Raw genomic sequence first — 13,737 nt, 5'->3', positions numbered from 1 at the left:
AGCCCCGCGCGTCGCATCCAACACGATGGAGACTTTTCACATGACCGCCGAGCTTTCCTACGTCCACCCCTCGCCCGAGAGCCCCTGGACCACCTACCTGTCGCAAGTGGACCGCGTGCTGCCCTACCTGGGCGAGCTGTCCCGCTGGGCCGACACCCTCAAGCGCCCCAAGCGCGCGCTGATCGTGGACATCCCGATCGAGCTGGACAACGGCACCATCGCCCACTTCGAGGGCTACCGCGTGCAGCACAACCTCTCGCGCGGCCCCGGCAAGGGCGGCGTGCGCTACCACCCGGACGTCACGCTGGAAGAGGTGATGGCGCTGTCGGCCTGGATGAGCATCAAGAACGCCGCGGTCAACCTGCCCTACGGCGGCGCCAAGGGCGGCATCCGCGTGGACCCGAAGCAGCTGTCGATCAAGGAGCTGGAGCGCATGACGCGCCGCTACACCAGCGAGATCGGCATCATCATCGGCCCGCAACAGGACATCCCGGCACCGGACGTGAACACCAACCCGCAGATCATGGCGTGGATGATGGACACGTACTCGATGAACACCGGCGCCACCGCCACCGGCGTGGTCACCGGCAAGCCCATCCACCTGGGCGGCTCGCTGGGTCGCGTCAAGGCCACCGGCCGCGGCGTGTTCGTCACCGGCCGTGAGGCGGCCCGCCGCATGGGCCTGGACCTCAACGGCGCGCGCGTCGCGGTGCAGGGCACCGGCAATGTGGGCGGCTCGGCCATGGAGCTGTTCGCCCAGGCCGGCGCCAAGATCGTCGCCGCCCAGGACCACACCGGTGCCATCTACAACGCCCACGGCCTGGACATGGCGGCGCTGCTGCCCTGGCTGAAGCAGCATGGCGGCGTCGCCGGCTTCCCCGGCGGCGAGCGCCTGGGCAACGAGGAGTTCTGGGACACCGACTGCGAGATCATGATCCCGGCCGCGCTGGAAGGCCAGATCACCGCCGACCGGGCCCGCCGCCTGAAGGCCAAGCTGGTGCTGGAAGGCGCCAACGGCCCGACGCTGCCGTCCGCCGACGACATCCTGGCCGACCGCGGCGTGCTGGTGGTGCCCGACGTGATCTGCAACGCCGGTGGCGTGACCGTGTCCTACTTCGAGTGGGTGCAGGATTTCAGCTCGTTCTTCTGGACCGAGGACGAGATCAACCTGCGGCTGGACAAGATCATGGTTGGCGCCCTCAAGCGCATCTGGGACGTGGCCGACCAGCACCGGATCACGCTGCGCACCGCCACCTTCGCGGTGGCCTGCGAGCGCATCCTCGAAGCCCGGCGCGAGCGCGGCCTCTATCCCTGATCGCCAGACCGCTCAGGCCTGCACGACCAGACCGGGCGTGCCGGCCTGCAGCGAACCCACCACGGCGGCGTCGCCAAAGCCGCTGCCGTGGAAGGCCGACAGCACCCGGTCCAGTTCGGCCGGCGCGCAGCTGACCAGCAGACCGCCGCTGGTCTGCGGATCGGTCAGCAGCGTGCGCTGCCAGGGGGCCATCTCGGCCCCGCCGGCCACCGTCACCTGCGCCCCATAGCCGGCCCAGTTGCGGCCGGAGGCGCCGGTGGCCACGCCCTCCTGCGCCAGCGCGGCCACGCCCTCGATCAGCGGCACCTGTGCCCAGTCCACCGTGGCCTGCAGCTTCGAGCCGCGGCAGATCTCCAGCAGGTGGCCCGCCAGGCCGAAGCCGGTGACATCGGTCATCGCATGCACGTCGTCGAGCTGCGCCAGCTCGCTGCCCACGCGGTTGAGCAGGGTGGTGTAGTGCACCATCTGCGCATAGCCGGCAGCATTGAGCCGGCCCTTCTTCAGCGCGGCCGAAAGCACGCCCACGCCCAGCGGCTTGCCCAGCACCAGCACATCGCCGGCCTGGGCGTCGGCATTGCGGCGCACCCGCTTCGGGTGCACCAGGCCCAGGGCCACCAGGCCGTAGATGGGCTCCAGCACATCGATGGAGTGGCCCCCGGCGATGGGCACACCGGCCTCGCGGCAGACGCTGGCGCCGCCCTCCAGGATCTGGCCGATCACCTCCAGCGGCAGCTTGTCCAGCGGCATGCCGACGATGGCCAGCGCCAGGATGGGCCGCCCCCCCATGGCATAGACGTCCGACAGCGCGTTGGTGGCCGCGATGCGGCCGAAGTCGCGCGGGTCGTCGACAATCGGGGTGAAGAAATCGGTGGTGGCCACCAGCGCCTGCTCGTCGTTCAGGCGCCAGACGGCCGCGTCGTCGCTGGTCTCGATCCCGACCATCAGCTCGGACGGGATCACCCCGGGCGCGGTGCGCGACAGGATGTCGGAGAGCACCCCGGGTGCAATCTTGCAGCCGCAGCCGCCACCATGCGAGAAACGGGTGAGTTGAATGGGCGTGTCCATGCCGGAAATCCTGTCCTGCCGCGATGCGGCGCAAACCAAGGCGCCATTGTGCCGCCGGGGGCCGCGGCCATGACCATGCAAGGGCGCATGCCCTTTCCCCATGAACCGGTGGGCCTGGACGAGCTGGGGCAGTACGACGCGGTGATCGACGCCCGCTCGCCGGCCGAGTTCGCCGAGGACGCCATCCCCGGCGCCATCAACTGCCCGGTGCTGGACAACGAGGAGCGCCGCATCGTCGGCACGCTCTACAAGCAGGTCGGCGCCTTCGAGGCCCGGCGCGTGGGCGCGGCCATGGTGGCGGCCAACCTGGCGCGCCATCTGCGTGGCCCGCTGGCCGACAAGCCCTCGGACTGGCGGCCGCTGGTCTACTGCTGGCGCGGCGGCCTGCGCAGCGGCGCCATGGTGACCTGGCTGCGCATGGTGGGCTGGTCCGCCGTGCAGCTGCGCGGCGGCTACAAGACCTGGCGCAGCCAGGTGATCGAGCGCATCGACACCCTGGCCCCGCGTCTGCCCCTGCGGGTGCTGTGCGGCCCCACGGGCAGCGCCAAGACGGCCATCCTGCAGGCCGCGGCCCAGGCCGGCGCCCAGGTGCTGGACCTGGAGGGCCTGGCGGCCCACAAGGGCTCGGTGCTGGGCGCCATGCCCGGGGTGGAACAGCCCTCGCAGAAGGCCTTCGAGACCCGGCTGGCCCAGGCCCTGGCCGGCTTCGACCTGGCGCGGCCGGTGTTCGTCGAGGCCGAGAGCCGCAAGATCGGCCGCATCGCCCTGCCCAATGCCCTGGTGGAGCGGCTGCGGCAGAGCCCCTGCATCACGGTGGAGGCCCCGCTGGCCGCGCGGCTGGAATACCTGCTGCGCGACTACGCCTACCTGGGCGCCGACGGCGAGGCCCTGGCCCAGACCCTGGGCCGGCTGCACGGCCTGCTGGCCAACGAGACCCTGGCGCGCTGGCAGGCCTGGGCCCGCGCCGGCGAACTGGCCCCGCTGTTCGAAGCCCTGATGCGCGAGCACTACGACCCGGCCTATGCCCGCTCGCAGCGCGGCAACTTCCTGCAGCTGCAGACGGCGCAGGCCCTGCCGACCGAGCGGCTGACCGCCGAGGCCATCGCGGCCCTGGGACCCGCACTGCGGGCCCTGGGCGGCGACGGCGCCTGAGCCCTCAGGCTCCCGGCAGCAGGCTGTCGAGGTGGCGGGCGAAGGCCGCGGCCTCGACATAGCCCACCACCCGGGCATCGGTGCGCTCGCCACCGCGGGGGGCGAAGAAGACGATGCCCGGCGGGCCGAACAGGCCGAAGCGCTTGAGCAGGGCCCGGTCGGCCGCGCTGTTGGCCGTCACATCGGCCCGCAGCAGGGTCATGCGGCCCATGCGGGCCTGCACCGCCGGGTCGCGGAAGGTCAGGCGCTCCATCTCGCCGCAGGCCGTGCACCAGTCGGCCGAGACATCCAGCAGTACCGGCCGGTCGCTGCGGGCCACCGCCTGTTCCAGCGCGGCCAGGTCCGCCACGGTCTGGAAGCGCGGGGCTTCTGCACCCGTGGTGGCCACCGCGCCCGGCGCGGCCACGGCCTGGCGCAGTGCCACCAGGTGGGCCAGGGGCTGCAGGGCGTCGCGCCCGCCCGAGAGAGCGCCCACCAGCTGGGCCGCCCCCACCAGGGCCAGCACCATGCCCAGGCCCTTGCCCAGGTGCTGCGGCCAGCGGGCCTGGGGCGCCAGGCCGTCGAAGGCACGCAGGCCCACCGCCACGCAGATCAGGAGCAGCGCCCAGCCGCCCATCACGCCCCAGGCCGGCAGCACGGGCGAGACCATCCACAGCGCCACCGCCAGCAGCAGCACGCCGAAGAAGCGCTTGACCTGTTCCATCCAGGCCCCGGCACGCGGCAGCAGCGAGCCGGCGGACAGGCCCACCAGCAGCAGCGGCACGCTCATGCCCGCGGCCAGGCTGAACAGCGCCGCGCCGCCCAACAGCACGTCGCGGGTCTGGCCGATGTAGACCAGGGCCCCGGCCAGCGGCGCGGCCACGCAGGGGCCGACGATCAGCGCCGACAGGCCGCCCATCAGGAACACACCGCCCAGGCGCCCGCCCGGCAGGCGGGTGGAGGCCCCGACCATGCGCGACTGCCAGGCCTGCGGCAGCTGCAGTTCGTAGAAACCGAACATGGACAGCGCCAGCAGCACCAACAGCCCGGCAAAGGCGGCCAGCACCGCCGGCTTCTGCAGGTAGGCGGCCAGGCCCTCGCCCAGCAGGCCCGCGGCCACGCCCAGCGCGGTATAGACCAGGGCCATGCCCAGGCTGTAGGCCAGCGACAGGGCCAGGCCCCGGGCCCGCGAGGGTGGCTGCCCGGCGCCCGCCTGGCCGACGATGATGGAGGACAGGATGGGCACCATCGGCAGCACGCAGGGCGTGAAGGACAGCAGCAGGCCGGCCAGCAGGAACACGCCGGCGATGCTCAGCAGGCTGCCCGAGCGCAGCGCGCGCTCCACGCCGCTGCCGGCCTCGGCCGCTCCGGCCGGGCTCATGGCCTGAGCCTGCACCACCGCGCTCGCGGCACCTGTCGCTGCGGGCGCATCGTCGGCCAGCAGGCTGACCTGGCGCAGGCCGCCGGCATCAGCCTGCAGCAGCAGGGTCTGGGTCTGAGGCGGGTAGCACAGGCCGGCGTCGGCGCAGCCCTGGCTGTCCACCTCGATCCGCCAGCGCCCGGCGCCGGCCTGCACCGGCAGCGTGGCGTCGATCGGCTGGGCGTAGATCTCGACCTCCTTCTGCAGGTTGGCGTCGTACTGGCGCTGGCCGGGCGGCAGGGCCAGCGGGCCCAGCGTGACGGCGGCATCGGCCGCGCGCACCGCCAGCCGCTCGCGGTAGAGGTGGTAGCCCGGCGTCACCGCCCAGTGGAGGTTCAGCGCCCGCCCCCCGGCGCTGACCTGCACCTGCAGCGGGAAGGCCTGGGCCGGGTCCAGGAAGTCGTCGGCCTGCGCGGGCAGCAGGGGCAGCCCCAGCGTGGCGGCGGCCAGCAGCGCCAGCGTCCGGCGCAGGAAGGAAGAGAAGCGCGTCATGTGGAAGGCTCCAGGCCGGGCGCGACCAGTTCGCCCCGGGGGTCCAGGGCGGCGTAGGCCACGCCCTGGGATTGCAGAAAGGCCGGTGCCTGCGGCCCGGCCAGCATGGCCAGGGTGCTCAGGGCGCCGGCCGCCAGGCAGGACGGCGCGGCCACCGTGACCGACTGCCAGTGCGACACCGGCCAGCCGGTGCGCGGGTCCAGGATGTGGCAGTAGCGCCGGCCATCCTGCTCGAAGTAGCGCTCGTAGTCGCCGCTGGTGGCCAGGGCGCCGTCGTGCACCGCCCACTCCAGCGCGACCGCGCCGGGCGCGCGCGGGTGGGCCACGCCCAGGCGCCAGGGCCGGCCGTCGGGGTGGGGCCCCAGCACCCGCAGGTCCCCGCCCAGGTTGACCAGGCCGCTGCGCACCCCGGCCTCCAGCAGCAGGGTGGCGGCGCGGTCCACCGCGTACTCCTTGCCGATGCCGCCGAAATCGATCTCCATGCCGGCCCGAGGCAGGGCGATGGCCTCGCCGGTCCAGACCACGCGGTCCCAGCCGATGCGCTCGCGGCAGCGGACCAGCTCGGTTTCGGAAGGCACGCGTGCCGCCTTGAAATCCCAGGCCTGGCGCAGCACGCCCGAGCTGAGGTCGAAGCGGCCCTCGCTCTGGCGGTAAAGCAGGTCGGCGAAGTCCAGCAGCTGGGCGGTCTCGGCATCCACCGGCACCGGCCGGCCGCTGCCGGCCGCCGCATTGATGCGCGAGACGATGCTGTCGCTCCGGTAGCGCGAGTAGCGCTGCTCGATGCGGCGCACCTCGTCCACCGCGGCCTGCGCCAGCGCCTGGGCCTCGTCGGCCACGCCGGCCAGGCGGATGCGACAGGGCGAGGCCATGGCGGTGAACTCCACCAGCCAGCCCGTCTCCACGTCCGCCCGCGGCTGCGGACGGCGTGGGGACTGCCGGGTCAGAAGCGCCGCGCCAGCCCGAGTTGCCATTGCGTGGCCGTCAGGGGGTCGACACCGGGCGAGCCATGCCCGCCCAGGCGCCAGTCGCTGCGCTGCTCGTACTGCTCGCCCTTCACATCCAGCGTCCAGTCGGGCTCGAACTGCCAGGCCAGCTTCAGGCCCAGGCCCAGGGCGCCGAAGGCCGACATGCGCTGGTCGGTGCTGCTGTAGGTGGGCGTGCCATAGGGCGCCGGGTAGACGTTGGGGTCGGACACCGGGTCGTAGTAGAAGGACGCGGCACGCTGGGTGTAGTAGCGCAGCGAGGGCGTGAGCACCAGCGTGTCGGACAGGCGCTTGTCGGCCGCCAGTTCCACCGTGTGGGAGCGGATGCCGAAGCTGTCGTCGTAGAAGCGGTAGCTCAGCTTGGTGGCCACGCCCAGGTCGGACCACCAGTGGTTCCATCGCACCAGGGCGATGGTGGCATTGCGCTGGCGGGGCCGGGCGTCGAACAGCTTGTAGGGGTCGCTGAAGTAGCCGCGGCCGCGCGTGAGCGTCAGGTTGGCCTGGACGATGTCCTGCGGCGTCAGGGCCTGGGTGATGCCCAGCAGCCATTCGGTGGTGCGGCGGGTCTCGTTGTCCACCAGGTCGTTGACCGGGTTGATGCGGTCGTGCGCCGCGCCCACGCCCCAGTTCCAGGTGGTGTTGTGGTCCTCGCTGGCCACGGTGCCGGCCAGCGAGAGGGCGTTGGAGACGTAGTCGTGCTCGTCCGAATGCGAGGCCCCCACGCTCAGCGTGCTGCGCTCGAAGTAGCGGGTCAGGCGCAGGTCGCCGGCCTTGCGGTCGTCGTGCATGCGGCTGGCCCCGGTGACGTCGGTGTAGTAGCGCGGCGAGGCGCCCGAGACGTCGTCGTGCGTGACCGAGCCCTCGACCGACCACTCGCGGCCGATCGGGGCCATCAGGTAGGCCGAGGGCGATTTCACGCTCAGGCGCTTGAGCCCCGGCTGGTGGTCCTCGTAGCTGGAGTACTTGAGTGCCACCACGCCCTGCTCGGGGGCCTCCTCGGCCTGGGCCGTGGCGGGCAGCACGGCGGGCATGACCCCGGGCAGCGCGCAGGCGGCCAGGGCGATCAGGCCCCAGCCGGACGCGGTCTTGCGGTCCTCAGTTGCAGCCACAGCCACCTCCTCCCACGCCTTCGCCACCCGACGAGGCTTCCTTGCTGGCGGTCACGTGGCCGGCAAAGCGGGCCTCCAGCGGATCGCGGTCCAGGCGCATCTCCGGGCGCGCGAGGTCGCCCTTTTCCCAGGGTTGCGGGCCGGCGCAGCCCGTCAGCAGGCCCAGTGCCAGCAGGCCCAGGCCGGCCAGGCGGCGGATGGGCACGACAGAGTGGAGTTCCTTCATGCCAGGACTCCCCGACGCAGGGGCTCGGCCTGCGCCAGCGCCTGCTGCAGCTGGGCCTCCAGCGCGGCGCGGTCTTCGGGGCGGAAGCCGCTGTGCACGAAGCGGATGCGGCCGTCGGCGCCGATCAGCACGCTGGTGGGCATGCCCTTGATGGCGTAGCGCCGGGGCGTCTCGCCCTTGGGATCGAAGGCCACGGTGAAGTGGGCCGGCACCTCGGCCAGGAAGCGCTCGGCGTCCGGCGTGCGGGCGTCCACATTGACGCCCACCACCTGCAGGCCGCGCGGCCCCAGCTTGGCCTGGATCTCGTTCATCCAGGGAAAGGACTGGCGGCAGGGGCCGCACCAGGAGGCCCAGAAGTCCAGGTAGACGACCTTGCCGCGCAGGGCGGAGAGCTGGACGCGACCGGCGGGGCCGGCGAGGTCGAAGTCGGGGGCGGGGCCCGTGGCCTCGCCGCCCTCGGCCGCGCGTGCCGGGCTCAGGCCCAGCCAGGGCAGGGACAGGGCGGCCAGGCCCAGGCTCAGTCCACCGGCCAGTTGGCGGCGGCGGCCCTGGTCGGGGCCGGTCGTCGGGAAGAGATCAGGGCGTGTCATCGGTGCGGTCTCCTGTGGAACGGCGGCGTTGGTACAGCACCCCGGCGGACAGCGCCAGTAGGGCGGGCCAGACGGGGTCAAGCGGGGTGTCGGGGCGGCCGATGCTGCAACCGCCACCGCCGGCATTGGTGTCCGTGCCCGGGGCGGGTGCCGGACTGGGCGCGGGCGCCGGGGCGGGGCTGGGCGCAGGCGTGGGGGCCGGCGTCGGTGCGGGGGTCGGTGCCGGACTGGGTGCCGGAGAAGGCGCCGGGGCGGGCGCTGGCGACGGGCTGGCAACGCCGGTGCCGGTCAGGCTCACATTGGGCGGGTTGGTGGCATCGCTGGTGGTGAGCTGCAGGCTGGCGGTGCGGGCCCCGCTGACCGAGGGCTGGAAGCCCACCGTGACGGTGCAGGTGGCGCCCGGGGCCAGGCTCACCCCGCTGGCACAGCTGCCCGCCAGGGTGAAGTCGGCCGCCTGGCTGCCGGCGAGCAGCACCGCGGTGAGGGTGGCGGAGGCGTTGCCGGTGTTGACCAGGGTGAGGGTCTGGCCGGCCGCCGTCTGACCGACGGTGGTGTCGGCAAAGCCCAGGGTGCTCACCCCCCCTTGCCAGCCCAGTTGGGCCAGGGCGGCCGAAGCCCCGGTGCCGCTGACGGTGAGGGTGTGCGGGGAATTGGAGGCATTGGTCTGCAGAGTGACCGTGCCGCTGTACGAGCCGGCCAGGGCCGGCGTGAAGCTCAGGCTGAGCGCGCAGTTGGCGCCGGCGGCCAGGCTGGCCGGGCAGTTGCTGCCGGCGGTGAAGGCCGACTGGCTGCTGCTGAGCGCGCCGACGCTGAGGGCGGCATTGCCGCTGTTGGTCAGCGTCACCGTCTGGGTGGCGGTCAGGCCCAGGGTCACCGAACCGAAGCCGACGCTGGTGGTGGACAGGCTCACGGCCGGCGCACTGGACACCGGGTAGTAGGTCGGGGTGCGGCCGGTCTGGCCGGCGATGTAGGCCGCCAGGTCGTTCAGGTCCGACTGGGTGAGCTTGCCCTGCAGAAAGCGCATCTGGCTGACGCCGGAGATGCCGGTGGCGATGGTGTAGGCGCTGGCGCCGTTGGCGATCTTGTTCTGGTTGCGGCTGGGGGCGCTGCCGTGGCAGGCCGAGGCCGCGCAGGTGGGGTTGCCGGTGACGATGACCTGCTGGTAGAGGGCCTGGCCGTGGGTCGCGTCCTGGGCCCAGGCGGCCGGCACCGGGGCCAGCACGGTGAGCCCCACCAGGGCGCCCGCGCGTCGAACGCGGCGGGCCGGCGAAGGGCAGGGGGAAGGGAAAGGTGTCATCTCGGCTCCTGAACAATCAGACCAGGGGGCGCAGCAGGCCCCACCAGAGGGCGTTGAACAGCGCATGCAGGGCGATGCAGGGCCAGAGGCGGCGGGTACGCAGGTAGACCCCGCCCAACAGCAGCGCCGGCAGGGCGGTGGCCCAGGCCCAGGGGCCGGGCCGCCACAGCGCATGGGCGAGGGCGAAAGCCCCGGCCGTGAGCAGGACGCTCACAGCCCCCGAGGCACCACGGCGCAGCAGCGCGTCCTGCAGCCCGGCCCGGAAGACGGTCTCCTCCAGCACCGGGGCGGCGCCCAGCGCGAGGCCAGCAGCCACTGCATCGACCATCTCCTGCGCCCTCCCTGGCGTGTCAACGATGGGGTCCAATGTAAATTGTTAATGTGCATATCGCACATTTATTGAGCAACAGTTTGTAGCGCCGTGGGTCTTCAGAAACCTTAAGAAAGGCCCTGGAATGAAAAAGGCCGCCCGAAGGCGGCCTGTGCCAGGAGCGGCGCGGGGCGCGGGCTCAGTGCCCGCCGGCCAGCAGCGCCGCGTTGCCGCCGGCCGCCGCGGTGTTGATGCTCACGCACTGCTCGGCGCAGAAGCGGTAGAGGTAATGCGGCCCGCCGGCCTTGGGGCCGGTGCCCGACAGGCCCTCGCCGCCGAAAGGCTGCACGCCCACCACCGCGCCGATCATGTTGCGGTTGACGTAGACGTTGCCGATGCGGGCCTGCGCGGCCAGGCGTTCGGCCCGGCTGTCGATGCGGGTCTGCAGGCCGAAGGTCAGGCCGTAGCCCAGGGCGTTGATCTGGGCCACCAGCGCGGCCGGGTCGCCCGACCAGCGCACCACGTGCAGCACCGGGCCGAACAGCTCCTGCTGCAGCTGGCCCACGCTGGCGAGTTCGAAGGCCACCGGTGCGACCAGGCGCGGCACGGCGACCCCGGCCGGCAGCGGCGTCTCGCCGATCAGCGTGGCTTCGCGGCGCAGGCGGGCGATCTGGGTCTGCAGGTTCTGGAAGGCCTCGTCGTCGATCACCGGGCCGACATCGGTGGCCCAGTCGGCCGGGTCGCCCAGGCGCAGTTCCAGCATGGCGCCGCGCAGCATGGCCAGGATGCCGTCGGCCACGCCCTCGTGCAGGCACAGCAGGCGCAGGGCCGAGCAGCGCTGGCCGGCCGAGCGGAAGGCGCTTTGCACCACCGCATCGACCACCTGCTCGGGCAGGGCGGTGGAATCCACCACCATGGCATTGAGGCCGCCGGTCTCGGCGATCAGCGGCACGATGGGGCCGTCCTTGGCGGCCAGCGTGCGGTTGATGATGCGGGCCACCGCGGTGGAGCCGGTGAAGCACACGCCGGCCGTGGCCGGGTGGGCCACCAGCGCGGCGCCGGTCGTCTCGCCCGGGCCGTGCAGCAGCACCAGCGCATCGGCCGGCACGCCGGCCTCGTGCAGCAGGGCCACCATGCGGGCGGCCACCGCGGGGGTCTGTTCGGCCGGCTTGGCGGCCACCGCATTGCCGGCCACCAGCGCGGCCACCACCTGGCCGGTGAAGATGGCCAGCGGGAAGTTCCAGGGGCTGATGCAGACGAAGACGCCGCGGCCGTGCAGGCGCAGGGTGTTGCGCTCGCCGGTGGGGCCGGGCAACTCCTGCGGCTGCAGCCGCGCCTGGGCCTGCTGGGCGTAGTAGCGGCAGAAGTCCACCGCCTCGCGCACCTCGGAGATGGCGTCACCCAGGGTCTTGTGCGCCTCCTTCACCAGCAGGCCGCAGAACTCGGGCAGGCGGGCCTCCAGCGCGTCAGCGGCGCGGCGCAGCACGGCCGCGCGCTCGTCCACCGGACGGTGGTTCCAGTCGGCTCCGCCCTGGGCCAGGCGCTGCATGGCGTCGGCCACGTCGGCCTGGCTGGCCAGCGGCACGGGGTCCACCCGGGTCGTGGCGATGGCGGCCGCCAGGGGCTGGCGGCTTTGCAGGCAGGTGGGGTCGGCGCCCGCCGAGTTGGGCCGCTCGGCGCCATACAGCGCGCACGGCAGCGGCAGGCCCTCGGCCGGGCCGGCACCGTCGTGCGCCTCCAGCAGCGGCGAGCGCAGCAGCTCGGCCGGGGCCACGCCGGGGTCGGCCAGCTGGTGGACGAAGGAGGAGTTGGCGCCGTTCTCCAGCAGGCGGCGCACCAGGTAGGCCAGCAGGTCGCGGTGCTCGCCCACCGGGGCGTAGACGCGGCAGGACACGCGCGGATCCTTCAGCACCTCGCGGAACACGCCATCGCCCATGCCGTGCAGGCGCTGCAGCTCGAAGTCCTGCCCGGGCACCGCGCCGGCCTTCTCGGCCATCTGCAGCAGGGCGGCGATGGTGCCGGCGTTGTGGCCGGCGAACTGCGGGAAGATGACATCGCGGTGGGCCAGCAGGGCGCGGGCGCAGGCCAGGTAGTTCACATCGGTGTGCGGCTTGCGGGTGAAGACCGGGTAGGCCGGCAGGCCCAGCTCCTGGGCGCGCTTGACCTCGCCGTCCCAGTAGGCGCCCTTGACCAGGCGCACCATGAAGCGCAGCCCGTGGCGGCGGGCGATGGCGGCCACCGCCTCCACCACCGACAGCGCGCGGCTCTGGTAGGCCTGCATCGCCAGGCCGAAACCGCGCCAGTGCGGCAGGGCCGCGGCGATGCGACCGGCCAGGGCGTCCAGCAGCTCCAGCGAGAGTTCCAGCCGGTCCACCTCCTCGGCGTCGATGGTGAGGTTCATGTCGGCCGCGGCGGCCTGCTCGATGAGGGCCCAGACCCGCGGCAGCAGCTCGGCATGCACGCGCTCGCGCTGGGCGTCCTCGTAGCGGGAGAAGAGCGCGGAGAGCTTGATGGAGATGCCGTCACGGCCTTCCGGCCCCACCGCGGCGTCGCCCTGGCGCCGGGCGATGGCGGCGATCGCGTTCAGATAGCTGGCCTGGTAGCGCTCGGCATCGGCCTCGGTGCGGGCGCCCTCGCCCAGCATGTCGTAGGAAAAGCGCAGCTGCGGCTGGGCCTTGCGCTGTTTGTCGGCTTCGCCCTGGGCTTCGTCGATGGAGCGGCCCAGCACGAACTGCCGACCCAGCAGCTGGATGGCACGCACCGTGGCCGCCACCACGCCGCGGGCGCCCAGCCGGGTCAGCAGACCGCCGGATTCGCCCGCCTCGGGCAGGAACTTCTGCGACATGGCCAGCGCGGTGGCCGACAGGCCGGCGAGCATGCCGCCGCTGCCATCGTTGGCGCTGAAGTCGGCCCGGCCCAGTTGGTCGGCCGTCAGCGCCACCGCCGTCTCCACGTCGGGCACCCGCAGCAGGGCCTCGGCCAGGCGCATCAGGGCCAGCCCCTCGGGGCGGGAGATGGGGTACTCGCGCAGCAACGACTCCATGGCCCAGAAGGGCGCCGGGTGGGCCCGGACGGCCTCGACCCAGGGCGTGGCCACGGCCACGACCGCCGACCAGTCCAGGCCTTCGCCCAGCCGGGCCCGTGCGGCCGCCAGGGCCTGGGTCTCGGGCTGGTACGGAAATGGCAAGCGCTGTTGCTGCGGCGGCAGGTGAAGGTCGGCGGCGGTGTGCATGGCAGTAGAAACCCAACTGGATAAGTGCACAGCTTAAAGCGACAATTCACGACAAAGATTCGGAGTTTTTAAGTTTCGCTGGAGTTTTTGAAGGCATGAAGCCCGTGTCAGAGACAAACGAGCAAGACAGAGAGCTGGACAAGATCGACCTGCGCATCCTGCGTGTGCTGCAGGGCGACGGCCGCATCAGCAACCTCAAGCTGGCCGAGGAGGTGCACCTGTCGCCCACAGCGGTGCTGGAGCGGGTCAAGCGCCTGACGCGGGAGGGCTACATCCTCGGCTACGAAGCCCGCCTGAATCCGACCAAGCTGGGCGCCGGGCTGATGGTCTTCGTGGAGGTGCTGCTGGACCGCACCGTGCACGACGTGATGGACGCCTTCCGGGCCGCGGTGCAGGTGCGCCCGGAAATCCTGGAATGCCATCTGGTGGCCGGCGGCTTCGACTACCTTTTGAAGACCCGGGTGTCCGACATGGCGGCCTACCGCACCTTTGTCGGCGATGTCATCTGGACCCTGCCCGGGGTGCGCGAAACCCGCACCTACGCGGTGATGGAAGAGGTGAAAAATA

At 72.5% G+C, this 13,737-nt stretch carries 12 protein-coding genes; 3 read left to right on the top strand and 9 right to left on the bottom strand.

Features of this window, described 5'->3' with window-relative positions; translation table 11 throughout:
• The first annotated feature begins 40 nt into the window (after window positions 1–40).
• Window positions 41–1,315, top strand: coding sequence for a Glu/Leu/Phe/Val dehydrogenase (locus tag I73_RS14120; protein ID WP_022981205.1), 1,275 nt, complete (start codon window positions 41–43; stop codon window positions 1,313–1,315).
• Window positions 1,316–1,327: 12 nt separating this feature from the next.
• Here the strand turns inward: I73_RS14120 and selD are convergent, their stop codons facing one another.
• Window positions 1,328–2,380, bottom strand: coding sequence for a selenide, water dikinase SelD (gene selD, locus I73_RS14115; RefSeq protein ID WP_022981204.1), 1,053 nt, complete (start codon window positions 2,378–2,380; stop codon window positions 1,328–1,330).
• An 87-nt stretch (window positions 2,381–2,467) separates the two neighbouring features.
• On the opposite strand from selD, the gene mnmH reads away from it, so the two are divergent.
• Window positions 2,468–3,532 carry a tRNA 2-selenouridine(34) synthase MnmH gene (mnmH, locus tag I73_RS14110; protein ID WP_022981203.1) on the top strand — a complete coding sequence of 355 codons (1,065 nt, stop codon included), beginning with the start codon at window positions 2,468–2,470 and terminating at the stop codon, window positions 3,530–3,532.
• A gap of 4 nt (window positions 3,533–3,536) precedes the next feature.
• On the opposite strand, the gene dsbD is transcribed toward mnmH, so the two are convergent.
• The 8 genes from dsbD to I73_RS14070 all read right to left on the bottom strand — a co-directional run bounded on the left by dsbD (window position 3,537) and on the right by I73_RS14070 (window position 13,170).
• The gene (dsbD, locus tag I73_RS14105; RefSeq protein WP_022981202.1) at window positions 3,537–5,423 is read right to left on the bottom strand and encodes a protein-disulfide reductase DsbD; all 1,887 of its coding nucleotides are present in this window, start codon (window positions 5,421–5,423) and stop codon (window positions 3,537–3,539) included.
• Window positions 5,420–6,394 carry an FAD:protein FMN transferase gene (locus I73_RS28000; RefSeq protein ID WP_083876749.1) on the bottom strand — a complete coding sequence of 325 codons (975 nt, stop codon included), beginning with the start codon at window positions 6,392–6,394 and terminating at the stop codon, window positions 5,420–5,422. The genes dsbD and I73_RS28000 overlap by 4 nt, the downstream gene beginning before the upstream one ends.
• Window positions 6,364–7,515, bottom strand: coding sequence for a DUF3570 domain-containing protein (locus I73_RS14095; protein WP_022981200.1), 1,152 nt, complete (start codon window positions 7,513–7,515; stop codon window positions 6,364–6,366). The genes I73_RS28000 and I73_RS14095 overlap by 31 nt, the downstream gene beginning before the upstream one ends.
• Window positions 7,502–7,741: a DUF4266 domain-containing protein gene (locus I73_RS14090; protein ID WP_051049218.1), complete on the bottom strand. Its 240-nt coding sequence runs from the start codon at window positions 7,739–7,741 to the stop codon at window positions 7,502–7,504. Before I73_RS14090 ends, I73_RS14095 begins: the two co-directional genes overlap by 14 nt.
• A complete protein-coding gene (locus tag I73_RS14085; RefSeq protein WP_022981198.1) occupies window positions 7,738–8,331 on the bottom strand; it encodes a TlpA disulfide reductase family protein in 594 nt (197 codons plus the stop codon). Before I73_RS14085 ends, I73_RS14090 begins: the two co-directional genes overlap by 4 nt.
• On the bottom strand, window positions 8,318–9,628 hold the full coding sequence (locus tag I73_RS27995; RefSeq protein ID WP_022981197.1) for a choice-of-anchor D domain-containing protein: 1,311 nt from the start codon (window positions 9,626–9,628) through the stop codon (window positions 8,318–8,320). The genes I73_RS14085 and I73_RS27995 overlap by 14 nt, the downstream gene beginning before the upstream one ends.
• 16 nt (window positions 9,629–9,644) lie before the next feature.
• Window positions 9,645–9,944 carry a JDVT-CTERM system glutamic-type intramembrane protease gene (mrtJ, locus tag I73_RS27990; RefSeq protein WP_159105885.1) on the bottom strand — a complete coding sequence of 100 codons (300 nt, stop codon included), beginning with the start codon at window positions 9,942–9,944 and terminating at the stop codon, window positions 9,645–9,647.
• A gap of 193 nt (window positions 9,945–10,137) precedes the next feature.
• The gene (locus I73_RS14070) at window positions 10,138–13,170 is read right to left on the bottom strand and encodes an L-glutamate gamma-semialdehyde dehydrogenase (RefSeq protein ID WP_022981195.1); all 3,033 of its coding nucleotides are present in this window, start codon (window positions 13,168–13,170) and stop codon (window positions 10,138–10,140) included.
• A gap of 104 nt (window positions 13,171–13,274) precedes the next feature.
• On the opposite strand from I73_RS14070, the gene I73_RS14065 reads away from it, so the two are divergent.
• The coding region (locus tag I73_RS14065; RefSeq protein WP_026096726.1) for an Lrp/AsnC ligand binding domain-containing protein at window positions 13,275–13,737 on the top strand (463 nt) is incomplete at its 3' end.

Source organism: Ideonella sp. B508-1 (assembly GCF_000333615.1).
Taxonomy (GTDB): domain Bacteria; phylum Pseudomonadota; class Gammaproteobacteria; order Burkholderiales; family Burkholderiaceae_C; genus Ideonella.
This window is presented reverse-complemented; position numbering and strand designations above follow the sequence as displayed.